At 55.5% G+C, this 21739-nt stretch carries 24 protein-coding genes; 8 read left to right on the top strand and 16 right to left on the bottom strand.

Translation table 11 applies throughout. The annotated features are described in order from the left end of the window. Positions 1 to 166 precede the first annotated feature (166 nt). Positions 167 to 1561, top strand: coding sequence for an ATP-binding protein (locus tag PYRFU_RS05950; RefSeq protein ID WP_014026749.1), 1395 nt, complete (start codon positions 167 to 169; stop codon positions 1559 to 1561). 78 nt (positions 1562 to 1639) lie between these two features. Here the strand turns inward: PYRFU_RS05950 and PYRFU_RS05945 are convergent, their stop codons facing one another. Next, positions 1640 to 2032, bottom strand: a complete 393-nt coding sequence (locus PYRFU_RS05945; protein ID WP_052296952.1) for a CBS domain-containing protein — start codon at positions 2030 to 2032, stop codon at positions 1640 to 1642. Between the two features lie 56 nt (positions 2033 to 2088). Continuing rightward, the gene (locus tag PYRFU_RS05940; RefSeq protein WP_014026747.1) at positions 2089 to 2382 is read right to left on the bottom strand and encodes a hypothetical protein; all 294 of its coding nucleotides are present in this window, start codon (positions 2380 to 2382) and stop codon (positions 2089 to 2091) included. Positions 2383 to 2570: 188 nt separating this feature from the next. Here PYRFU_RS05940 and PYRFU_RS05935 point away from each other — a divergent pair, with 188 nt between their 5' ends. After that, on the top strand, positions 2571 to 3008 hold the full coding sequence (locus PYRFU_RS05935) for a universal stress protein (RefSeq protein ID WP_014026746.1): 438 nt from the start codon (positions 2571 to 2573) through the stop codon (positions 3006 to 3008). Positions 3009 to 3300: 292 nt separating this feature from the next. On the opposite strand, the gene PYRFU_RS05930 is transcribed toward PYRFU_RS05935, so the two are convergent. Both PYRFU_RS05930 and PYRFU_RS05925 read right to left on the bottom strand, forming a co-directional pair. After that, positions 3301 to 4287: a hypothetical protein gene (locus PYRFU_RS05930; protein WP_014026744.1), complete on the bottom strand. Its 987-nt coding sequence runs from the start codon at positions 4285 to 4287 to the stop codon at positions 3301 to 3303. Positions 4288 to 4308: 21 nt separating this feature from the next. Next, positions 4309 to 5352: a C-GCAxxG-C-C family protein gene (locus PYRFU_RS05925; protein WP_014026743.1), complete on the bottom strand. Its 1044-nt coding sequence runs from the start codon at positions 5350 to 5352 to the stop codon at positions 4309 to 4311. A 188-nt stretch (positions 5353 to 5540) separates the two neighbouring features. Here PYRFU_RS05925 and PYRFU_RS05920 point away from each other — a divergent pair, with 188 nt between their 5' ends. The 3 genes from PYRFU_RS05920 to PYRFU_RS05910 all read left to right on the top strand — a co-directional run bounded on the left by PYRFU_RS05920 (position 5541) and on the right by PYRFU_RS05910 (position 8186). After that, positions 5541 to 6359: a hypothetical protein gene (locus PYRFU_RS05920; RefSeq protein WP_014026742.1), complete on the top strand. Its 819-nt coding sequence runs from the start codon at positions 5541 to 5543 to the stop codon at positions 6357 to 6359. Positions 6360 to 6692: 333 nt separating this feature from the next. Then, positions 6693 to 7496: a thermonuclease family protein gene (locus PYRFU_RS10020; protein WP_244403913.1), complete on the top strand. Its 804-nt coding sequence runs from the start codon at positions 6693 to 6695 to the stop codon at positions 7494 to 7496. A 66-nt stretch (positions 7497 to 7562) separates the two neighbouring features. Then, a complete protein-coding gene (locus tag PYRFU_RS05910) occupies positions 7563 to 8186 on the top strand; it encodes a PaREP1 family protein (protein ID WP_014026740.1) in 624 nt (207 codons plus the stop codon). A 152-nt stretch (positions 8187 to 8338) separates the two neighbouring features. On the opposite strand, the gene PYRFU_RS05905 is transcribed toward PYRFU_RS05910, so the two are convergent. The 4 genes from PYRFU_RS05905 to PYRFU_RS05890 form a co-directional block, all read right to left on the bottom strand. Next, positions 8339 to 8872, bottom strand: coding sequence for a PaREP1 family protein (locus PYRFU_RS05905; protein WP_014026739.1), 534 nt, complete (start codon positions 8870 to 8872; stop codon positions 8339 to 8341). A gap of 125 nt (positions 8873 to 8997) precedes the next feature. Next, positions 8998 to 9447: a type II toxin-antitoxin system VapC family toxin gene (locus PYRFU_RS05900; protein ID WP_014026738.1), complete on the bottom strand. Its 450-nt coding sequence runs from the start codon at positions 9445 to 9447 to the stop codon at positions 8998 to 9000. Then, entirely contained in the window at positions 9411 to 9641 is a 231-nt protein-coding gene (locus tag PYRFU_RS05895) for a hypothetical protein (protein ID WP_014026737.1), read from the bottom strand. The genes PYRFU_RS05900 and PYRFU_RS05895 overlap by 37 nt, the downstream gene beginning before the upstream one ends. A 99-nt stretch (positions 9642 to 9740) precedes the next feature. Then, a complete protein-coding gene (locus PYRFU_RS05890) occupies positions 9741 to 10838 on the bottom strand; it encodes an ATP-binding protein (RefSeq protein WP_244403912.1) in 1098 nt (365 codons plus the stop codon). Between the two features lie 241 nt (positions 10839 to 11079). Between PYRFU_RS05890 and PYRFU_RS05885 the strand changes: the two genes are divergently transcribed. After that, positions 11080 to 11793, top strand: coding sequence for a PD-(D/E)XK nuclease family protein (locus PYRFU_RS05885; protein ID WP_014026735.1), 714 nt, complete (start codon positions 11080 to 11082; stop codon positions 11791 to 11793). A gap of 327 nt (positions 11794 to 12120) precedes the next feature. Here PYRFU_RS05885 and PYRFU_RS05880 read toward each other — a convergent pair whose 3' ends face one another. After that, entirely contained in the window at positions 12121 to 12537 is a 417-nt protein-coding gene (locus PYRFU_RS05880) for a type II toxin-antitoxin system VapC family toxin (RefSeq protein WP_014026734.1), read from the bottom strand. Then, positions 12519 to 12809, bottom strand: a complete 291-nt coding sequence (locus PYRFU_RS05875) for an AbrB/MazE/SpoVT family DNA-binding domain-containing protein (protein WP_244403830.1) — start codon at positions 12807 to 12809, stop codon at positions 12519 to 12521. Before PYRFU_RS05875 ends, PYRFU_RS05880 begins: the two co-directional genes overlap by 19 nt. Positions 12810 to 13165: 356 nt before the next feature. Here PYRFU_RS05875 and PYRFU_RS05870 point away from each other — a divergent pair, with 356 nt between their 5' ends. Beyond that, the gene (locus tag PYRFU_RS05870) at positions 13166 to 14035 is read left to right on the top strand and encodes a PD-(D/E)XK nuclease family protein (RefSeq protein ID WP_244403829.1); all 870 of its coding nucleotides are present in this window, start codon (positions 13166 to 13168) and stop codon (positions 14033 to 14035) included. 436 nt (positions 14036 to 14471) lie between these two features. Here PYRFU_RS05870 and PYRFU_RS10015 read toward each other — a convergent pair whose 3' ends face one another. The 4 genes from PYRFU_RS10015 to PYRFU_RS10495 all read right to left on the bottom strand — a co-directional run bounded on the left by PYRFU_RS10015 (position 14472) and on the right by PYRFU_RS10495 (position 16797). Further along, positions 14472 to 14711, bottom strand: coding sequence for a hypothetical protein (locus tag PYRFU_RS10015; protein WP_052296950.1), 240 nt, complete (start codon positions 14709 to 14711; stop codon positions 14472 to 14474). A 168-nt stretch (positions 14712 to 14879) separates the two neighbouring features. Next, positions 14880 to 15137 carry a hypothetical protein gene (locus PYRFU_RS10010; protein WP_052296949.1) on the bottom strand — a complete coding sequence of 86 codons (258 nt, stop codon included), beginning with the start codon at positions 15135 to 15137 and terminating at the stop codon, positions 14880 to 14882. A gap of 558 nt (positions 15138 to 15695) precedes the next feature. Further along, positions 15696 to 16586 (bottom strand): hypothetical protein, encoded by an 891-nt coding sequence (locus PYRFU_RS05860; protein ID WP_167827862.1) that lies wholly within the window; start codon positions 16584 to 16586, stop codon positions 15696 to 15698. 67 nt (positions 16587 to 16653) lie between these two features. Next, on the bottom strand, positions 16654 to 16797 hold the full coding sequence (locus PYRFU_RS10495; protein WP_014026729.1) for a hypothetical protein: 144 nt from the start codon (positions 16795 to 16797) through the stop codon (positions 16654 to 16656). Between the two features lie 420 nt (positions 16798 to 17217). Between PYRFU_RS10495 and PYRFU_RS05855 the strand changes: the two genes are divergently transcribed. Beyond that, the gene (locus tag PYRFU_RS05855) at positions 17218 to 18237 is read left to right on the top strand and encodes a cation efflux transmembrane domain-containing protein (protein WP_014026728.1); all 1020 of its coding nucleotides are present in this window, start codon (positions 17218 to 17220) and stop codon (positions 18235 to 18237) included. Between the two features lie 13 nt (positions 18238 to 18250). On the opposite strand, the gene PYRFU_RS05850 is transcribed toward PYRFU_RS05855, so the two are convergent. Beyond that, positions 18251 to 19597: a hypothetical protein gene (locus tag PYRFU_RS05850; RefSeq protein ID WP_014026727.1), complete on the bottom strand. Its 1347-nt coding sequence runs from the start codon at positions 19595 to 19597 to the stop codon at positions 18251 to 18253. Further along, positions 19573 to 21444 (bottom strand): AAA family ATPase, encoded by a 1872-nt coding sequence (locus PYRFU_RS10005; protein WP_014026726.1) that lies wholly within the window; start codon positions 21442 to 21444, stop codon positions 19573 to 19575. The genes PYRFU_RS05850 and PYRFU_RS10005 overlap by 25 nt, the downstream gene beginning before the upstream one ends. Positions 21445 to 21739 lie beyond the last annotated feature (295 nt).

The following is a 21739-nucleotide window of genomic DNA, read 5'->3' as shown; positions in this document are numbered from 1 at the left end:
CTGGGCACAGGCACCTAGCCACTGTGAACATGTAGCACCATGGGCTGGGGCTGGCGTGCGGCACTCGGGGATGACGGTTTTTCGCTTCTCGGGTGTTCCGTGCTGATAGCGTATGTGGATACGCGTATCTAGGTACGCGTACCGGGATACGCGTGGGTAGCTACGCTTGTTCCTCGATAGGCGCGTCGAGCTTAACATGCTAGAGTCGGAGTGGGCCTCTGGTCGTTTCTCTCTCGTGGTAGTCTATGGTAGGAGGAGGGTTGGGAAGACGGCCCTACTCCGCCGCTTCATGAGGGGCAAGCGTGGTGTCTACTACGTGGCTGCCGAGCTTCCCGCGGATGACCTCTACTCCGAGTTCGCCGCTGCTGTTGGCGAGCAGCTTGGGATCTATGTGCCTATTGACCTCGTGGAGGCGTTGGAGAGGCTAGCCGCTCTACACGAGAGGCTTGTTGTTGTCCTCGACGAGTTCCAGTATATGGTTGAGGCTGACCCTAGCCTACCCTCGAGGCTACAGAGGAGCATAGACAGTGTGCTATCCGAGTCTAAGCTGATGCTCATCCTCTGTGGCTCAGCCGTCTCGTTCTTCGAGAAAAAGCTGCTAGGATATCGGGCGCCTCTCTTCGGGCGCAGGAGTAGGGTTATCCGTCTACGCCCGATGAGGCTTATCGAAGCTCACGGCTTCTACCGTGATGCGAGCGATCCTCTAGAGGAGCTCGCAATGTACTCGGTGCTCGGGGGCACACCGGCTTACGCATCCCACGCGCGCGGCGCCCGGAGCCTAGAGGAGCTACTAGAGCGGGTGCTCGAGCCGGGCCACCCGCTGCTTACCGAACCCCTCGACCTTCTACGCCAGGAGCTTAGAGAGCCGCGCACATACCTCTCACTCCTACGAGCTGTCGCGGAGGGCCGCGTAACGCCAAGCGAGGCTGCGCAGGCAGCCGGGGTTGACCCGAGGACGGTGCACCACTACATCTCTACCCTAGAGCAACTGGATATACTGGAGAGGAGAACGCCCCTAGGCTCAAAGAGAGGATCGAGACTCTACATTCGCGACCCCTTCTTCCGCTACTGGTTCACCGTGACACCCCGCGTGCAGAGCCTCGTAGAGGCTGGTTACACAGCAAGAGCGGTAGAGATAGCATCTAGGCTCGTGAGGGAGAGGCTGCTAGGCCCTATACTCCAGCAAGTTGTTGAGGAGCTGCTTCCAGAGCTACACGTGGCCGGGGTTATACCAACGCCCCCGGTTGAACACGGGCCGTGGTGGAAGAAAGACATGGAGATAGACATGGTTGTGCGTGACCCGGGGTCATCCACGACATTCATCGAGGTGAAGCTAAGCATAGACTCTAGGGATGCAGCCCGGCTCCTCGAGAGGCTGGAGAGGCTGGCGACGTACACGGGCCTCCAGTCACCCGTGAACCACTATCTGGTCGTGGCGGGGAGGGTAGAGGGTCAAGAAGAGCCCGTGAGACATCTGGATAGTCACCACGCTGTGGTGGACTTCACTCTACTCTGGCCGCAGCTCGTTAAAGAGGCTGAGAGCCTTTGGAGCGAAGCCTAGCTCGTCGCACCGAAAACATGTCGGCGCGACACTGTGAAAACGCATCATCGTGTGTAAGGAGGTGTGCGTGGGTAGACGTTAGGGGAAGGACTCGAACGAGGCTATTACGCGTAGTACGTCACGTATGCTTATCACTCCTAGGGGCCTACCCTGCTCGTCGACCACCGGTATGTGACGGAGCCAATGCTCTATCATCTTGGTGGCTATCTTGGCGAGGGGCTCGTCGGGTGAAGCTGTGACTGGGCTCCTCGACATGTACTTGCTCACGGGCTCCTCGAGGCTGGCGCCGCGTGCAACTAGCCTGGCTAGGTCGCGCTCGGTGAATATCCCGGCTAGCCTACCCTCATCATCCACTATGAGCACGCTACCCACGCTATGCTCCACCATCCTCTTGACAACCTCGCGTACGGGCTCCTCTGGTCTAGCGGTCACGAGGCTTGTGGACATAATGTCGCGTGCTCTTGTAGTCAAGAGGCTGCGCCCCGGGGTGACGAGGAGGAAGAGCGGCTTGTAAAAGCGGGAGCGGTCTAGGCGCTGAGGGGCTCCGCTGCGTCATCCTCCGGGAGCCCAACTAGACCCGCAGCCACCTCGTCTATCACGACCGCATAGCCGGCATCCACGCCGAACTTGAGCTCAAGGTGCAGGGGCCCGGCGCGTAGACTCACACGGTCAACCCTAGACCCTAGGCTCTCCCCAATCTCACCAGACACCCTCCAGAGGGTAGCCCCTATAGCCGCTACAAGCTCCGGGTCTAGCAGCTCAGCGCCACGCACGTCAACAGGGAGCCCATCCGGGTCGAAAACAACGAGCATCACGGGCATCCCTATCCCCCTAGCTCTGCTCCCCCGCTCCGCCAATCAGCCCGGCTAGGACGCGGTGACACCCGGAGCCACGAGACACGAAGGAGTGATGAACGGCGCGACTATCACAGCGGCTCAGCTAGTGGTAGCCACGCCCCGTCACAAGGTGTTTAACGTCTAGGCGTGGGTTATCCTAGGGGCACGAGGCCTTGTACACGTGTATAGTCGCGGGTTTCGACGGTAGCGACGCCGCGAAGAAGGCGGTTGAGAAGGCGGCAATGCTCGCGGAGAAGCTCGGCGCCAAGCTGGTCATAGTTACTGTGGTGCCCACGCCCTCCATCCTCCTCGGCGAGTTCCTCCTACCAGAGCCCGTACCCTCCCAGCAGGTACTCGAGGCGGTGCGGGAGGGTCTAGACAAGCTGGCCGAGGACATACGCGGAAGGTATAACGTCGAGATAGAGACCATGGTCGTCGAGGGCGACCCAGCCGAAAGCCTCCTCGACGTCGCGAAGGGCAAGGGTTGCAGCGCGATAGTCGTCGGTAGGAGGGGACGCGGCCTCGCAGTGAAACTCCTAGGCAGCGTCACCTCCAAGCTAGTCAACATAGCCAAGGGCATCGACGTAATCGTAGTCGAGCCTGAAAAGTAACAGCCCAGCGTCACGCGCAGATGACGGCTCGTCCCGTGCCATGCGCCTCCACGGAAAAATAAACTCGTATTTTGCCACCTGCGAGTCTCAAGCTCTTAAAGGCCAGAGGGCCAGGTCAATACTCCAAGCGAGTTACCCGCGAACATCTCTAGCCACACGTCCAGACGACGTTAGCAACGGAAGAAGCCGCCAGCTGGGCGGAGGGCAAAACAGTGTCTAGCGGCTTTTAGCGCGTCTCGATGTTTGGGCGTCCCGTGGCGCGGGCCCCGCGTGTGGCGGAGAGTAGCGGTGCTCATCCGCTGGTCTGTTCTTGTGCCTCTCCGGCCAGCTCCTGCGCCCATCGCGGGTGCTCCTCCTTCACCCTCTTCATCGGCATCTTGCCGTGTATGAATGTCGTGTCTATCGGGAAGATGCTTGGCCTTAGGTGCGTGTAGCCCATGTGCACCATCAGTATGAACGTTATTGCTAGTATCGCCTCCTTCCAGTGCATGACCCATAGGATTCCGTCGAGGATGCTCGGGCCGTAGAGCGCCAGGAGTACGCCTGGTATGCCGAGTACGGCCATACCCCAGTAGACGCCCCAGTACTCGAAGATCTGCTCCGGGTCGTACTTGCCGTAGGGCTCTGGCTTCACGCGCGGGTAGAACGGGTGTATAAGCGCCTTCACGAGGTTCTTAACGTAGCGGATGCTGTATATCTCGAGCATGGGGAACTTCTCGCGTAGGCTCTCGCCTCTAGCCTTGGCGACCAGCGCCTGCACCCCATAGTACACCACGTGTATGATTGCGAGGATGCCCATTGCTATGCCGGAGTACACGTGTATCGTGAGTAGCGTAGCGCGGTCCGCCAGCACGTCGAGGTGCGCCGCCATGCCCGTCACGGCGCAGACTATGAACGTGATCATGAGCCAGAGGTGTTGCACCCTCTGCCATGCGGTTAGCCTCGGTACCCAGGTGTCGCGCCTACCCTCCGGGCTGTTGTAGTAGAGGCGCCATTTGCCAGCCTCACGAGCCTCAAGCACGAAGTGCGCCACGACCCACCATGTTCCTATCGCCGCGACTATTATGATCAGCAGGTCGAAAGCCAGCGCTATGAAATCCCTCCACCAGAGCGTACTCACGAGGTCAAACTCTAGCAGCCTCTGGAGTTTCAAGTGGCCCTCCCTCATCAACACCTTGATGGCATACTCGTAGACAAGCGCCCAGCCAAGGCCAAGCACTATCGAGGTTGCTATGAAGCTGCCTATGAGCCGCCCCGGGGAGTACAGCCTAGCGGTCATAGGAACGTCACCCCCAGGGTGTTACTTGCTGCGCTTACGGGCGACAGCGAGGACTCCAGTCAGAGCGCCTATCGCGATGGTGGAGCCTATCGCGGCTCTCGTTAGGCTCTCGAACTCCCTCTTGGCGGGCGTCGCTTGCAGCTCGCTGCTAGGCTGCTGGCCGAACGCGACTATCGTGTGGGCGTGCGGTCGCAGATCGTGATGGCACGTCTCGCACTGCATATAGCCTCGCGTGAACTGTCCTATCTCGTACTCCTTGCCCTTATAGTGGCAGACTCTGCAGCCCACAGTCGTCGGTGACAGCTTGATCTTCGTGACCTCCTCGAGCCTACCCTCGAAGTACGCGTTGAGAAGCTCGACGGTTTTCGCGGCAACGTCGCCCGTTAGCCTCGCGCACCTCTCGGCCCTCTCCTTGGAGCCGCTCGCGTAGCCGGAGACCACACACCATTTGCTAACAGACACGTGGCATAGGACAGAGCCGCTCACGCTCCTCGGGAGCCACTTGCTGCTCTTCAACCGCTCTCTCTTCACGTAAACCTCGCCGCGGGTGACATACTCGTTCATCTTGTCGCTTGGGAAGGGAAAGGTCTCATACCACCTCATCAGCGCCTTTCCGATCTTGTCCCAGTCGCGGTTCTCCGCAACCATGTTTATTATGAAGAGGCTGCCGTTGAGCGAGCCGCACAGCGTAGACCAGCCTACCGCGCCGCCATACCCGTATTGCATCGGGCAAGCTAGGTGCCCGTGACCACCTTCGTTGACCGCCCTGAGTACCTCCTCGCGGCTCGGTATGGGTAGGAGGGTCCACGGGTAGCCTATCTTCTCCCGGAGCTGGACCGCTATAGCCCAGAACGCTCCACCCGCACACTCGAAGGCGTAGTACCCGAGGTGCCCAAGCTTCCTCGTCTCCTCCGGGTCGAGCTTGACGTACGGCCACGGGAGTGGAGGCGCCTCCCCCTTACCGGTGGCGCCAGCAGCACTAGCTGTGGGCGCAACGCTGGAAGCCGCCAGGCCACCGAGGATCGCGAACGTGAAGCTCTTTATGAACTCCCTCCTCGTTACCATCCTCCCAGCACCGGGTAGAACAACAGAGCACCATTCTAATCCGCGTTGTTATCAAGACGCTTGATTACCCGGTGGCGTGGCCTCTAGTAGCCTCTTCTCAACGGCCATGATAAGAGGGCTTACTAGCCCCACATGTACGGCACCAACTATTTCTAGTCTAAAATGGCGTTTCCAACTATTGATGGTGTATGACCGGCGCATATACCCTGGATACCCTGGAAGAGATGGTCAAGAGCATCTGGCGCCAGCTAACACCCGACGTTGACGACGCCGAGAAGAGGATACTGCTCTACTACCTGAGAGCGGGCGCAGCAACACCCTACAAGATCGCGCGCATGGCTCAGCTCAACGTGGCGACCGTCTACCGTAAGGCGAAGAAGCTGCTAGAGAAGCGCGTCGTCGTACCCGTTGACGGGTCTAGAGAGACGCTAGCCCTATCCGCCAAGGGGTGCATAACGCTCTACGTGAACAACATCATCGATGTGAACATGTTCGCGGAGTGTATGGGGAGGATATGGGGGCTTAGGGCCACCCCGGAGGAGCTCCTAGGATTCCTATACATCCTTGGCGTCGAAGCCCAGAGGAGGAGGCTAACGCTAAAGAACATGACGATATGCAAGATAGACGAGGCGTCAATACATGTCCTGAGGCTGCTCAAAGAAGCGATACTAGCATACCTGCGCGACGGCGCCAGCTTCACAGAGGTGCTGGACGAGCTAGCGCACAGGCTCGGGGTACCACCCGGCTACCTGCGCAGCGGGATACGGCTAGCCCTCCGGGGGATCACACGGACACTACCACTATCCATACACACGGAGCACCACAAAGTGACACTATTCATGCACGACAAGCTACTCTTCCCCTTCGCCATCGAGTGTAAGATACAATGCCAACACTTCTGGGACAACCTCGGCTTCGAATGCCCGATACTCATGGAGGAGCTACGGGGGCGCCTCGCCACGATAACAGCCCAGACAGCCTGCACGCCAAACCAGCCGCTAACCTAGAAGACGAACATGCAGGCACAGATGCCACCGCGTAACAGAGTGACGAGCTAAACCCCATATCCTGGATAAGGCGAGTCCCCGCATAGACCCTCACGCGTAAACGCGCCCCCTCTAGGGGCAGGGCTTCCCCCCGAGCACTATTCGCGACCGGCCCCAGAGTGGCGCCACACCCTATGCTATTGGGCGCTGCGAGCTTTTGACCCAGTCTAGGTGGCGCACAATGCTTGCTCTTACACGGTGAGAGCCGTGGGAAACAAGCTAGCCCACGGCCATTCACATACGGGTGTGCCCGCCGCCAATGGTTTACAGTCGCCGATCTCTACATTGACACTCGTGTCTATACTCGCAGTTCTAGCGTTGGTTGTTGCTACTCCGCTGTTTGCAACCGCGCAGCGTGTAGATGTGATAGCGAGGCTGGAGTACGTGGTGGACGGCGACACTGTCAGGATTGTCGTGGTGAAAGCCTGCTCAGAGAGGTTCTCGGAGCTGGTGGGGTTCGAGGGGAGGCTTCGGCTTGCTGACGTGAACGCCCCGGAGATTGACACGCCGGAGGGCATCAAGGCTAAGCGTGCGCTTCAAGCGCTCCTCGCGGGCCACGAGACGCTCTATATAGACGTTGATGATGTGTACGTGTTTGACAAGTACGGGAGGATAGTTGGCGTGCTCCTCATAGACCATAACGAGACTACACTCCTAAACGTCAACGCGTGGCTACTGGAGCGGGGCCTAGCAGAGCCCCGCGACTACCCCAACGAGTTCCGCCCCACCTGGCCCCTCTATGCCCCCAAGACGGAGGCTCTAGCCGAGTGCAGGGAGGAGAAGGAGACTAGGACAGTCACGCATACCGTGACGGTCACAATCACCGTGACAAGAACAACAATCAGGAACATCGTGGAGACCGTGACCGTCGAGAGGCCGGGACAGACCACCACAATCACAGAGACAGTCACGAGGTTTACGACGGTAACCTTCACGCCCAGAACCATAATCACAGCCATAACTACAACAGTAACATTGACGATGACGATTGGAGAGGGTGCAGCGGGAGCCGGAGAACCCGAACCCCTACCCTGGCTACTCCTCACGCTAACAGCCGCACTGATAGGCTACCTCCTCGGCAAGAGCAGGCAGCACTAGCTCCCATCCCAAGCATCCTCCCTCGGTAATGGCCGAAGGAGTCTCGCGGCGTGTGCAGAGCCGCCAATGTTTATACATTCTGGGAGATACATGTCACACGGGTTTTGCGAGGTGACGGTAACTACACGTGCCTTGGAGAGACCGCTGCCAAAGCCGCAGCGGGATCTCACGGGCTACGCTGGCGCTAGGCTGCTGGAGTCTCTCCTGGAGGCGTTGCTCGCCCTCCGGTTCCTCGAGGAGGGCTACACGCGCAACGCGGCAGGCAAGACATTCCAAGCCTGGAGGGCGCTGATAGCGGCTCTTCTCGCCCTGGAGAAGCCCAGGTTGGACAACCTGCTGAGGAGTGAGGATGAGAGAAGGTGGCTAGAGGAGGTCGGGATACCCAGGGTGCCCACGGCTAGGCTGAAGCCCCTCTCCAGGCTCCTCGAGCAACTAGGCTACAAGCACATCCGCTCCCTGACAGACACGGCGCTCAACCTCCATGACTACCAGTATCACGGGCCAGACCCCGGCATGACGCTCAGCAAGTACCCCGACGAGGAGGAAGCACGGCAAGACATACTCTACCTGGTAGAGACGCTCCTAGAGATAGTCGAGAGGGTGAAACCCAAGCTAGAAGAAGCCAGAGCATGGAGCCAGGAGCACGAACAAGCGTTAAGCCACCTAAGAGGAAAGCTACGAGCATCCTAGTGCCGTGTCGCTACACTCTAGGCCTCCGGGGTAAAGCCCACTTTACTATAGGCTAGTGGCTCGTTATGGAGCATAGCGCTACCTATGAACAACACATGTCGTGAGCGGGTTTAGATGAACGGTTATGTGCATCGCGAGGACCAGGATGTATTTCAACCGGCCTTGTTGCCGTCGCGCCGGATCCTCTCTCCAAGTATCCTTTTGGTGTAGCTGACTAGCTTCTCCACAACAGGGACTGACCTAGCCACGTTCTCTGCATCCAGCGCGTGCTCGTGAAACCCGTGGACGTGCAAGTCGTACGCGTGTCCCCATGCTTCAAGCACCAGTGGCTCGTTAAGCCTCACGGAGAGTTTACGAGCAGCTCTACTCAGCAGTTTCGTCCACCATTGACCTTCTTCTCTCGCTCTTCTACACTCCTCGAGGCCCTCGAGGCAGGCCAGTACCTTGATGCACTCCTCTACCGCCTTGTAGAGCTTCTCGCTAGCCTGCACGGCATCGCCCTTCTCGAGCACATCCCTAGCACGCCGAAGCATATGCTCGGCTACAGCAACACGAGTCTCCAGCTCCTCCTCAGGGTCGAGATCCAATGCGCGCTCAACAGCCTCCAAGACGAAAGACTCTACGTCTACGTGGCCGCGTCTACGGATAGCATCTACAAGCCTCCGAGGGATAGCAACAATAATCATGATGGGCGGTGCCCCGGGAAGAACACAGCAAAGCAAACATCATAAAACATTGCCATGCCTAGCTGTAACCCCGTTAGAGCACCTCGGCAACGCTACAAAACATCATCGCTAGTCTCCTAGCGGTTTCACAAAGTCTCTTCTAGCTTGAGTTGCGATGCTCGTATTGAATTAGGATGAGCACGTAGAATGTCACTATCCTCGGTTACAAGCGTGTAGTTGTAGAGTGTCGCGGTGTAAACGTAGGCGGCGTCGTAGAAGGTCAACCTCTTCTTAAGTGCAACCTCCATTATACCATTGAGCCACGCGGGTTGCACCCTTATAACCTCGATAAGCTCGGCCAAGTTAGCCACAAACTTACAGACCCTATGCGGGTCTTGTGCAAGCCTCCTACGGTGCTCGATAAGCGCGGCGTTGCAAGCCTCGTAGAGGGTCAAGTCGAGTATCGCGAGCCTATCCAGGAGCTTCTCCGTGATGTATGGCTTCTTGACAAGGAGCTTTGCTAGAGGATATAGAGCCGATGCGTCGAAGAGTAGCTTGCTTAACCCCTCCTCGCCTCTCTCACCGCTGCAACCCACTCCTCTAGCTCAACCCTGCTCAACTCCCTGACCGCCTCCCTCGCAGCACTCAACAATCTCCTAATCTTCTCCCTCCTGATGGCCTCCTCGAGAGCCCTCTCCACGACACTCCTGATGTCAATACCCAGCTTTTCAGCCTCCTCCTTAAGCTCTCTCCGTATACGAACCGATAGGACAACGCTCGGCGCCACCACGGGGCACCGTATACGAGCACATGTAGACACACTACTATAAGCGTATAAGCATTAGTAGAGCATCTGCTCGTCTTGTGCCGTGTGGTTTTCGGCGTACCCCTAGGCTCCAGCTGGGCGCGACACTATATCGGAGCAGCGTTTCAATGTAAATTGTTCGTACCCGGCTATAAGCTGTAAGTCTAAGTCCATATTCTCGAGTCCCGTGTTTACAGCTGTTTCCAGTGCGACTTTGTAGAGCGGGAGCTGAGGGAGATATATCCGCTGTAACCGCGCTTGGCACGGATACGCTATGTTCATCTCTACCAGTTTCTCGCCTAGCCTCCGCTCTCTAGGAGTTTCTGCAGGCTCGCCTCGTAGGAGCCTAGTGGCAACACGTACAGCCTCCTCTCTGCTAATACCCGCAGCTTCAGCTGCAAGGTCTAGCGCAGCACTTAGCCGTTGCAGCTCGCCAAGGACCCATTCCTCTAGCAGGCTCCCGCTCCTGGGGCACAGGTCTACCAGGTAGCCGGGGGAGGTGCCCGCCAGCCGGGTTAACAGATCAAAGCCAATGCTGCAACCATGCTTGCCCCGATACTCCTCGTATAGAGCCTTGAAAGCTCCGACACTCATCGGTTCCACGAGCAGATACCCGACAGAGTAGCCGAGTAGCCTATGCAGCGCACCGAGAGTCGCAAAGAAGCCCTCGCTCACCGTAACTACCAGGCGGATCTGCTCCTCCCCCCTCTTAGCCAGGAATCCCGCCACAGCCTCGAGCTCGACCAGTGCATCCCCAAGACTACCTCGGAAGAGGAGATGGAACTCATCGATAAACACGAGGATTGGAGGCCGAAGCCTAGAGACCAGCTCCTCCAGGAGCCCCACCAGGCCACGAGGCAAACCCGTCACGGAACTAAGCATCTCCTCGAGTAATCCGAGCAAGCCACGCTCCACTCCAAAATACCGCTCTACTCTTCGCTGACGAGCGTCGACGATGACAACCCTCCTAGTAAGACCGGTTAACGCTCCACGGCCAAGCCTCCGGGCTATGAAGTACCTCACTAGCTCACTCTTCCCAACATTCCTAGGCCCATAGATAACGAGGGTACGTACAGCGCGTAGAAGCTCCGCTATCCTCTCAAGCTCCTCACGCCTATCGTAGAACCCAGTGCCAAGCAGAGTACGATAACCAGCATCGACAAAAACACCGCCATTATACACCAACTCAGCGCCAACCCGAGGACAACAACCTCGACACCAGAGCTAATGTCTATCCACCATCCTCAGCACCCCGCGTACCTCCCCAAAGCACCTATTCGAGCCTCCCCGCATCCAATGCAAACACTTGTTGATATTCTCGAACGGGATGCTAGCCAGCGCTATTCGACCAAGTGTTGATAGCATGTCAATGCTTGAATCGATGTAAGCCTGGTTGAGCGTTACGTGTAGGTTGGTGCTGGTGTTGAGCAACGCTATTAACAGGGATGTGTTGAAGCGGGCTATCCTGGAGTTGTTGAGGAGCGACTGGGAGTTTCGCCGTGCTGTTGCAGCTGAGCTTGGGCTGCTGGAGATCCTGGAGAGGCTAGAGAGGCTCGAGGAGCGGATGGCTGAGCATAGTAGGGCGACCCTAGCCCTACAAGAGCAGGTCGCCAAGCTGCAAGAGCAGGTTAGAATGCTACAAGAGCAAGTCTTCAAGCTACAGGAACAAGTTGTCAAGCTACAGGAGCAGATGGCCGAGCATAGCAAGGCGATCATAAGACTCGAGTCGAGGATTGTGGAGCTGCAGAGGCTTGTGAATATAGTTGCGCATAGGTTTGGGCTTGTCACCGAGGCTGGGTTGAAGGAGACGATGAAGACCGTCATCGAGGAGATACTCGGGGTTGGTAGTGTCTCGAAGCTGACGTTGCGTGACGAGGAGGGGATAGTCTACGGCTACCCCTGCGAGGTAGACATGGACGTGGTTGTAAGGGATACACGGCACGTGATAGTAGAGGTGAAGTCGAGGGTCGACCCCGGCGACGTGAGGATAGCAGCGCTCAAAGCCAAGCTATACGAGAAGTTCTACCGTGTCAAACCCCGCGTACTCATAGTAGGCGGCTTCATATCACCCAAGGCCTACGAAGCAGCCGCGAAGCTAGGCGTGGAGATAAAGCCCGCAGTCGAGACCGAAGCCTAGCAGGCGCTCCTCCCCCAGGTGTATAGGAGAGTATTGCATATTCGCACTACACGAGGCTTGTTAAGCAAGTGTAGCTCTTGCCTGCTAAGGGGCCGCTCAGGCTGGAGAACGACTGCTCTACCCGTAGATGCGCGTTAGCGTTGCTAACATTGGTTGCCTAGCCTGCGCCGGGCTCGGCCTGCAGCAGGAGCATAGCGGCCCGTCTATTGTTGTGCATCGGGGGAGCTGCCGTTGAGAGGCAAGAAACAGGTAGGGCAGCTACTCGTGATGGAAGTGAGCATCAGCATTGTGGCCCAATCTTGACGTTTTAATGGCGTTTCCTGGAAGCTAGAATACCCTCTTCAGGGGTGTGTTGTCGAAGTCTGCGTCATTGGAGACTATCTCTTTGGCATTAACCCTCATGGCTACTGCTAGGTGTATCGCATCTTCAAAGTCTAGCTTGTATGTTTTCATGAGGTTCAGTGCCTCCACGTAGTCACTGTAGAGCGTCTCGACTATCTTGAGGCCTTTGAGGCTACCCAGGGCCTCCAGGATCGTTGTGATGAGGTGCGTGTCGCCTAGCCTGGCGCCCGTGAGCCTCGACATTATCACTACAAGCTCGAACACCGTAAGGCTAGCAGTAATGTAGGCCCCGTTGGGAGCCTTCTCAATCTCCCGTATCCACTCTAGCGCCCTCTGGCCGTATTCCGGGTGGCCCCCAAGCCAGTAGACAAACACGTTAACATCTACGTATCTCCTAGCCATGCCCCGTACACCGCGTCAGCAACAACCCCGTCCAGGTCACGAGGCCAGCGCCTGACGCGGAAAACACCGTAGAATCTCTCAGCGGTACCTTGCTCCACGGGCTCCAACATAATCCTCTTTGAGCCCTCGTCGATAATGACGCGGAGCATAGACCCTTCTCTCAGCCCGAGCCTCCTCCTAACCTCAAGGGGGATCGTAACCCTACCCTTGGAGTCCACCCGGACAATAATCCCACCAGATGCCAACAGCCCACCAAGGCGAGAGGTGGACAAGAGCAGCACTATATAGCTTTCATTTCTTAGGGTATCGTGAGGAAAGCACTATCGCAACACCGGGGATAATCGTATGCATTGTTGTACACTACATCCAGTCTATCGAGGCGGGTAAGATTCAGTGGTATCCAGTATAGAGGCATATACCTCAATGACGTTGACGAGATCGGGCTAGGAGCCTTTTTCGAAGAGCCCCATATCTTCTTCAAGCTGTGATGAACAGTGCAAACTCTATAGTATGAGGCCCCCGCACCTCCCTTTCACCAAGCAGCTAAGCCCAGCATGAATGTAGCCCTGTGGCTCGGATGGCTGGGATTGCAGGCTGGCTGTACGCCTAGGACATCTGGTTTTGCGTCATGCCAGGTAGAAAGAGTAAAGCGAGAGAATTGCAAAGTATGCATCGTGGGTTGCACTACATGGCGTCGGGTACAACGGGCCAGGGGGACTTGAAGCGTGCTATCCTGGAGTTGTTGCGCAGCGACTGGGAGTTTCGCCGTGCTGTTGCTGCTGAGCTAGGACTCCTAGAGATCCTGGAGAGGCTCGCGAAGATCGAGGAGAGGATGGCCAGGATCGAAGAGAGACTGTTGAAAGTCGAGGAGAGGATAGAGGAGCATACCAGGGCTATAAGGGCGCTACAAGAGCAGGTTAGGTCGCTTCAGGAGCAGGTTAAGGTTCTACAAGAGCAGGTCAAAGCACTTCAAGAGCAGATGGTGAAGCTCCAGGAGCAGGTGCTAGAGCACAGCAAGGCTATCAGGGCGCTACAAGAGCAGGTCGCCAAGCTCGAGGAGAGGATCGAGGAGCATAGCAGGGTGATTAGGGGTCTCCAAGAGGAGCTTAGGAGGTTTGGGGATCGCCTCGCGGCGCTGGGCTCAAGGTGGGGGCTGTACGCGGAGGAGGCTGTCCGGGAGAGTCTGCGCAGGTTCCTCCATGAGTACTTCGGCGTGGCCCAGGTGGGGAAATGGGAGTATTTCGATAGGGAGGGTGTAGTCTTCGGATACCCGACTCTAATCGAGGTAGACGTTGTGGTCAAGGACGATACGCATTACCTCGTGGAGGTGAAGTCTAGCGTCAGCGTAGCCGACGTCAAAGTCTTCAACGAGAAGTGCAAGCTTTACCAGAAGGTCGTGAAGCCGCCAAAGACAAAGAAGATCATCGTAACGTGCTACGCCGACGATAGGGCCCGCGAGGCAGCCAAAGCACTAGACGTGGAGATAATCACGAGATGAGCACAGACGCAACTGCTGGCGCCATGCCCTTGCCTCATAACCGCCGGTTCTCACACAACTCCCGGTTCGGCCTCACAGTCTCAACGGTCTCTCAAGCCTCACGAGCGCCATGGCTCAGAGCCAATCTATACAGTTGATCCGATACGGCCTAGCATGTGGTAAGAGAGTACTGGAGAAGGAGAAAGGTAGTAGGGCCTCTAAGACTAGCTTCTTCCTCTTATCATCCGATCACTCGTATAGTGTCTATTATGCTTCTTTACAGTGGCTCCTCTCCCTGGTCATTGGCTGGCAATAGCTTGTATTTCCCCGTGCAGCCGCTTACAGAGCAAATAGGAGGAAAGGCTGTTCCGGGTATACTCGGGGGTACAATGAGCTGAGAGAAGACTCTTGGTGTCGACCCGAAGCAGCTCATGCATGTTGCTCGGTACTCCTAAGTTCACATCCTCTCTATAGTGTCGAGTAACTCTCTGGCAGTCCTTAGCAGTTTGATTACATTTTCGAGCGTTATCATGATCGTTCTCTCGCCGTAAGAAATGCTCTTCGATATGTAGAGTTTGACTCTCGTCGGGTTTGCGATGTGGTGATCAGCAGCTACACGGTAGTAGAGGAGTTCAAGCAGCTGCCTATCTTTCCCAGCGTCCAGTGTATCTAGGTAGAACTGCTTCATAGGGTACATGTCTTGGCAGTATCCTCTCCCCCTTTACGCCCCTGGAGTACTTCTTATACGCCCAGTAGTTGTAGAGTGAGAAGTAGAGGCCACTAATGATTCTCCTAAGAACGACCTCCTCTGGAAACCAGCCCAGATCTTTGATATGCTCTACAAGGTTGAAGAAGTGTGCTGGATTTAGGCTCTGTCCTCGGTTATGCCCTTGCCGCATACAATCGCCACCTGTCGTCGAAGCTCCCGGAGCCCACAATTGCTCATAACGTCCTTAACCTTGCGGACGATTTCATCCCATCCTCCCTCCCGCAACCCAGCATAGCCACCACTATGGAGAGACTCGCCACCATCCGAGTCTAGAGCAACACCGGACGCAGGTACACCGTAGGAGCTGTACACTCCACTCAACCAGAGCATGAGGGCCGTAAGCCCAGTAATCAAGTCACTATAGCGCCCTCTGCACCCCGAGCACTTCATTTCCTTACGAACCTCTCTAGCCCTGTAGCAAGCTCCCTCTCACGGCAATCTACTCACATGCTCGAACAGCCGTATCAATCTCAACCCAGCAGATATTGACGTTGATAATGCTGCAAGCGCTGTTTTAGTACTCGAGGGGTGAGCATTGCACCATCTCTCAACATTAGCGTCTCAGTGCCGCTGCTGAAACCATGACTATGAACACCTTGAAGCCCCTTAGTAGACGTTCTCTAGACTAGGCTCGAGTCAGCCGAGTAACTCGCCACATTTACCAGCTAGCTCAATATGATTCATCCTACGGGCTTCCATCGTATCTTAATAGCTCGGTGGACAAAGTGGAGCAGCTTACCTGTGTCAGTCTTATTCTTATAGCTTATATTGCGTGACAGCATGGACGCCTCGCCTTCGCCGCGGGCCCGCTAGCCTCACGGAAAACCTTGTAGAGCATCAAGTCAAGTATGTGAAACCTCACCTCTTCAAAAAAAAAAACGCTAGTGTGGGTTGCAGCCTAGTGTATACCGGTTAAGGCGCGAGGAGTAGAGACCCGGCTAGCCTGACTACCGCCTCGGCTTCCCTCTTCGCCCTCTCCTCGTCGAGGATAATGAAGGGAGGTGAGTCTGGCCCTCCAGCCTCATTGTACCTTGATGTCACGCCCTTAGCGTATAGAGCCTCCAGGGCGGACTTCACCTCTTCCTCCGGGATGCCTAGGCCCATCAGGGCCGCCAGAAGCTCGCTCTTAGTCAGCTCTTTCCTTAACGCCTCCATAACAAGCTGTGCGGCAAGAACGTGCCTCCGGATGTGCGACATGTCGAAACTAGAGGAGTACCTCTCGAGCACGTAGGCTACCTCGGGTGGAGCCCGATATGCGTCCGTGTAGCGTTTGCCTTTGCTGTCGAAGAGCGGGATTCTACCCGCCAAGCCTAACTCGACAAGCTTCTCCATCAGCTCTAGGGCCATCCTACGAACCTCGCCATTGTACCTCACCAACAGCTTGGCGACAAACACGTCGTAGACCCTAGGCTTGTACATGCCTGCTCTAGCACGCTTCAACCTCTCGAAGACCAACCTGAGGTCGCCGAACACAAGCTTAGACCCTGCATAGACTTCCCTAAGTTCCACAGTGTCCACAAGCGAGAACTCTATGTCGGAAATCGTGTGGGACAACGCCTTGCTCAAGTCCCACCCTTCAACCATAACCTCTATCCAGCCCAGCTCGCCACTCCGCAAGTCGAGAGCACTCAACGCGATAACACGCACCAAGCCCAGGGGATACCCCTCTAGAACCTCCAACAGCTTGTCAAACACCCCGCGCAGGTGTCTAACGAAGACCCGAGAGCCTATCTCTAGCCCCCTCTGCGTAAGCCTGTAGTACCTGACATTAGCATACTCACCGTATAGTGTAGTCTCGCTCATGCCGCGCGGCATCAGATTATAGTTATACAGCAGCTCTATAATCCACTCGTCGACCAGGAAGAGGGTGCTAACGCGGCCTTCTCTCCCCCGTCTTCTCTACAAGCTCGTAGGGTAGCTCTCTAACCGTGTACACAAGCCTTATGAGATCGAGCACCGGGTCAACGGGGAGGCCCATAGACGCTACTTCGGCAACAAACCTATCGAGGTCCACCGGCCCCCATCATACTGGACGAGCATACTAAGCTTAATGTGTAGCCGTTCCTGCTCACTACTCGGTTACAAGCTTGTGAATCACGACCAATAGCGTCGTGCATCCTAGTCTTGCAGGTTACATCAGAGCTAGCATGTTAGGACGGAGAAACAAACACTGTATGACTTTGTCCTGGCTAACAGGGCTTGGAGAACATCACATTATTGATAATTTGCGGCAATCAATACTCTTGTTTTATTTATCATCTTTGAAGCGACTGATGCAAAAACTAATACCCTCGATATTCCTTTTGTTTCGCACGGTTAACTTCTATACCTCTACACTTGGGTCTCCTGGCCTCCGCCCTCATGCCCTTCGCGCTCTGCACCCAGCCTGACCGTCCTGGCCCCGGGGTGTTGCCCGTGGCGGGGGTGATGAGGCGTGGTGAGGAGGCTGGCGGTGAGAAAGATACTGGTCGCGTCTGGCGCCCTAAGGGCAGCCTACACCGTCGCCCTCGTGTCGCTCTTGTTGTCGCTGGTGGGGCTCGTGCTCTACCTGCGTGAGCCATCCGATGTAATCCTGATGGAGGCGTTCGTGTGGCTAATAGAGGCCATGAGCTTCGGTAGCCTAGCGGTCGCTTTCCGCGTCGCCGCGTCGCGCACAGTGGCGTACAGGGCGCGGTACGAGATACTGCGCTTGGAGTCCCTAGCCGTGCTAGTAGCCTCCATAATCGCCGTGATGGTCACGCTGGCCGTGGCTGCCCGCAACGCTGTGGCGCCACACCCGGAGCCAACCCCCGCGCCCCTAGCCGCATACCCCCTGGCGAGCGCCGCAGCCAGCTACGTGCTCGAGAGGTTCATGCTGCGCAGCCTACGCCGCGTGAACCTCGACATAGTAGCCGTGAGGATGATAGCCGAGAAGCTCAGGCTCGACATGGCCTTCGAGCTGGGAGGCGGCGCAGCCATACTACTCGCGAATACCGCCGCAACACCACTACCCGAGCAGATAGCCGCCCTAGCCATGGGAGCCTACGTGACCCACGGCCTGCTAGGCATGGCGAGAGAGGCGGCGACACACCTCATAGGCATAGTCCCCCGCAGAGACCACCAGAGCATAGCAGCCAAGGTGAAAGCAACACTACGGAAAACCACACGCTACACCAGGATACGAAAGCTACGCGTAGAGAGCTACGGCACATTCCGCGAGGTAGAAGTCTGGCTAGAGGCGCCACCCACAATGACACTAGAAGAGGCCTACCAGGAGGCACAGAGAATAGCAAGGAGACTAATCCACGAGATACCAGAGCTCCTACGCGCCCTCGTACTCCTAGTACCAGCAACACAAAAAGAAAACAGACAACCACCCACACAGAGAACAGCAAGAAGCGCAGCAAGAAAGAAGCCAGCAGCACAACTAGCAACGAGAAGAGCACCAAGAACACCATCAGTAAGCCACAACTAGAGCCCAGACAGCCTCAGGACAGCACCACCAAGCTGCGGAGCACACGCCGCATCCTCTCAATGTTCTCCTCCTCGATGTCCTCGCGCGGCAACAGCGGAAGTATGTAGAGCGTCGAGTTGCCGTATAGCCTTATTGCTAGCGTGCCGTTCTTCTCGGCCTCGGCGAGTAAACGGATAGTATCAACGTCGTCCTCTTCCTCGTACGCAGAGCTGGTGGCTCCTAGCCCGGGATAGACAAGGACACCAGCTCGTGCGTCGTACTCGTGGATATAGGCTAGTGTCTTGAACCTAGCAGCGGTTAGGTAGCTAGGTCTGCGGCTGTACTTGGCCTCAAACACAGCCGCAACACGATCGCCTACAACCAGCGTGATATCGGGTCTCCCCGATGCAGCCTCGAGGATACCCGGGTCGAGTTGTGGTACAGCTTTACCCCTTGCAATTCTACTCAATAGCATACCATCGACCCTTGGCTTCGAATTGTAGAAGATTATGATGGACCCGTCATACTCAAGGACGATTACCCTCTCTTTTCTTGCTTGTATCCTACCAGGTGTAAGTCCTTCAAGTGCACGAAGAAGCATATAGAGCACATAGAGTTCATAGAGCCTCTGCGCATAGACTCGTAGCACTGCTTCAATATACTCGGTGTCGTCCTTTACTCTCCTAACGATGGCCACCCGTGATGCCTTCTCGCCGTAGAGCATAGAGTGTAGCGTGCATAGGTTGCTAAGAAGCTTCGAATGTACGCCAGCAACACTTTGAGCATTACACACGTTACAAGCACGCCTCGCGTCTAAGCATGGATTGTAAGTTATGCTTTCAGGGTGAAACCCGCAGAGTCTACGATAGAGTGACTTTACGCGTTGCGATAGCCTCCCGAGCTTCTTGAGCAACCGGTCAAGTTCTCCATAGATAGTGGTAGCGCTAGCCTCCTCTACACTTTCCATTATCCGTTTTGCCTGGCCTGCTAACCCAACGGCAGTATTGTAAAGACTGCAAACATGTACCCGATCGTTAGGGTTTAGCCCTCTACGCACAACACGCCAAACTGGCGGCCTTAAGGCAACTATGTTTCTAATCGTGCGTTGTACATCAAGATAACCAAGAGTAGCTGGCGACTCAATAGTCTCTACGCTAGAAGCTGCACGAATGACACGCTCATAGAACTTCTCTAGGAGCATAAACACCGAGAGAAGCAGCTTAACAGCGATAGCGACCAACAATAGACCTTCTGCATCCTTATATGCTAATGGTATCTCGTTGCGTGCCAGTCCTAGTTTCAGAGGACCTATCTTCGCGTAGAAATTCGCAACTCTGTCAAGCATATACTCGAGCTCTAAGTGCTCATTTTCGCCCTGCAAGAGTTCCACACCGCCCCTGTCCACTTTTCCATCCACTCCCTGTCGAGAAGCGCATTTACCGGTACGAGTGTGTCCAGAGCACGACAGACATGCTCCATCCTGATAGTTCTTGAGCCATTAGCAACAGCTATTGGAGCCGCTGCCTCCATGACCCCAGCGACCATAGCTGGCCCCACGGGTAGCGGCGTCACAAAGTCGCTGCTACTCGCGTCTTTACGTAAATGCTTCAAGAGCGACACTAAACTACGAACAACTTCCTCATCAACGTCAACATCGAATGTGCTACGTGCATAGTTAGCGGCTACCTCAACCTCCCTGCGTATAACATTCTCGTCGATAGAGGGAAGTACTCTAATCTTGAAGAATCTCCTGCCAAATGCTTCACCAACATTAAACACAGTGGCGAAATCCACGGTATTCATAGTCGCAACAACTCTAAGACCACTCCTAACCTTGTCCTCGAACTCCTCCCTGTCCATACAGGACTTACATACAAGCTTAGCAGGCTCATCGAGATCCGCATAGCTCATTGCCTCGTCACATATAGCGTTGCAGACAACCCTTAGGTTCCAGCCACGCGGGCTAGGCGACGAGAATATCGTGAAGAACTCGCCAAACACTTTGTCAACATCCATCCGGTTAACCTCGTCGAGGAGGAGGAGAACACGCTCACCCCTAGCAACATAGTACAATGCACGCAACAGCACTCCGGAGCGCCAAGCTACGTTACCACCATGCAGCACAGGGCCTCCAATCAGGTCTACTCGTGTTAAACCAGCATGTCCTGTTAGCGGGACGAGTCTCGCGTTGACGACATCGGCTAGTATGCTTGCAAGTAACGTCTTACCTGTACCAGGCGGGCCAACTAGTAACACGTTAGAGTGTGCAACGAGCGCAACAAACACCTCCACGAGGTTTCTATCGATATAGACACCGGAAGATAAGAGACGCTCAGTTATCCTCTTAACAACACTACCAAGGTCACCTAGTATAGACTCCCAAGGGGACAGTACATGCTCCACTTTGCTGTTTGGGATTAGACCGCGGTCTGTCTCGTGTGCACCGCCAACTGCAGATACTAGGGATTCACGGAGATAGTTATACGCAAGCTCAACATAGTCTCGTAGGGTGCCATTCTCAAGATTCTCCAATAGCACGTTAACTAGCTTGCCAGCATCTTCGCCAAGGCTCTGTGCACAGTTCCTCCTACCCTTCCTAGAAACCTCGCCTATCACTCCAATAACGCGTATCCTATTCCGTTGTAACATCTCATCATCCACGCTAAGCATTAACGGAAGAGTATACCACCTAAGCGAGTAGCAAGGCTCGTCAGAGCCCGGCGGGCAAGCCTCACGACTCCATAACTTCTTGTAAGGATTGACTTCCGCGGCTACGACAACACCCAGGCCGATAATACCATGCTCTCTCACGTTATACAAGTTGAGCGGTGGGATCACCTCAACAACATTGTCAACGCTTATGAACTGATTCGCAACGGCATAGTACAAGTTACTCCAGTGTGGACCCCCGCGCCTATCAAGCCTCCCAATGTCTTCACGTTTTACACCACAAGCCCAAGGTACAAGACCAAAAGATCTGCCATACCGCAGGCTGTCGACCCAGTGGCGCACGTCACCAGTGGAGACATACACACGACCCTCTGGACTACCAGCCAGCAACCCTAAATACTCTTGTACAACTGATATGAATGCAATCTTATCGCTTTGTATTGCCGAGTAGAGGAGCTTACAGAGTGCATACCTACTCGATTCATTCATTTTTGTAACATTACACCATTCGAGTATTTCGTTAATTAATGCACGCGGCGTTCTATATTCACTATTCATTTGTAATCCCATGTTAGAGCAGGTAAGGAAGGATGCATTTATTTTACTTCCACATTTCTGGATGTGGAAGTCTATGCTCCTTAAAGATGTTAACGTTAGTCCGAGGAACAAGTAAATACAGTTATAATGTTTTTAACATGGAGGTATAGAATAACGGGTCAAGACTAGGCTAGTTTAGCTACTATCTTAGCGCGAGGCATACTACATTATAACTGCATTACATCTGCTTAGGCCATCTTACACTTTTTGCATTTTACTGCTAGATATAGCCTTAACAGCCTTATGCGTGGGTTGT

Source organism: Pyrolobus fumarii 1A, assembly GCF_000223395.1.
Lineage (GTDB): Archaea > Thermoproteota > Thermoprotei_A > Sulfolobales > Pyrodictiaceae > Pyrolobus > Pyrolobus fumarii.
Note: the sequence above shows the minus strand (reverse complement) of the source record. Positions and strands in the feature narration are given on the sequence as shown.

Excerpts from the sequence above, each read along its gene's own strand:
- PYRFU_RS05870 (WP_244403829.1), top strand. The coding sequence starts at position 13,166 with ATGCCAGGTAGAAAGAGTAAAGCGAGAGAATTGCAAAGTATGCATCGT.
- PYRFU_RS05910 (WP_014026740.1), top strand. The coding sequence starts at position 7,563 with ATGTTTATACATTCTGGGAGATACATGTCACACGGGTTTTGCGAGGTG.
- PYRFU_RS05920 (WP_014026742.1), top strand. The coding sequence starts at position 5,541 with ATGACCGGCGCATATACCCTGGATACCCTGGAAGAGATGGTCAAGAGC.
- PYRFU_RS05930 (WP_014026744.1), bottom strand. The coding sequence starts at position 4,287 with ATGACCGCTAGGCTGTACTCCCCGGGGCGGCTCATAGGCAGCTTCATA.
- PYRFU_RS05925 (WP_014026743.1), bottom strand. The coding sequence starts at position 5,352 with ATGGTAACGAGGAGGGAGTTCATAAAGAGCTTCACGTTCGCGATCCTC.
- PYRFU_RS05940 (WP_014026747.1), bottom strand. The coding sequence starts at position 2,382 with ATGCCCGTGATGCTCGTTGTTTTCGACCCGGATGGGCTCCCTGTTGAC.
- PYRFU_RS05905 (WP_014026739.1), bottom strand. The coding sequence starts at position 8,872 with ATGATTATTGTTGCTATCCCTCGGAGGCTTGTAGATGCTATCCGTAGA.
- PYRFU_RS10005 (WP_014026726.1), bottom strand. The coding sequence starts at position 21,444 with ATGAATAGTGAATATAGAACGCCGCGTGCATTAATTAACGAAATACTC.
- PYRFU_RS05880 (WP_014026734.1), bottom strand. The coding sequence starts at position 12,537 with ATGGCTAGGAGATACGTAGATGTTAACGTGTTTGTCTACTGGCTTGGG.
- PYRFU_RS05860 (WP_167827862.1), bottom strand. The coding sequence starts at position 16,586 with ATGAGCGAGACTACACTATACGGTGAGTATGCTAATGTCAGGTACTAC.
- PYRFU_RS10015 (WP_052296950.1), bottom strand. The coding sequence starts at position 14,711 with ATGTACCCTATGAAGCAGTTCTACCTAGATACACTGGACGCTGGGAAA.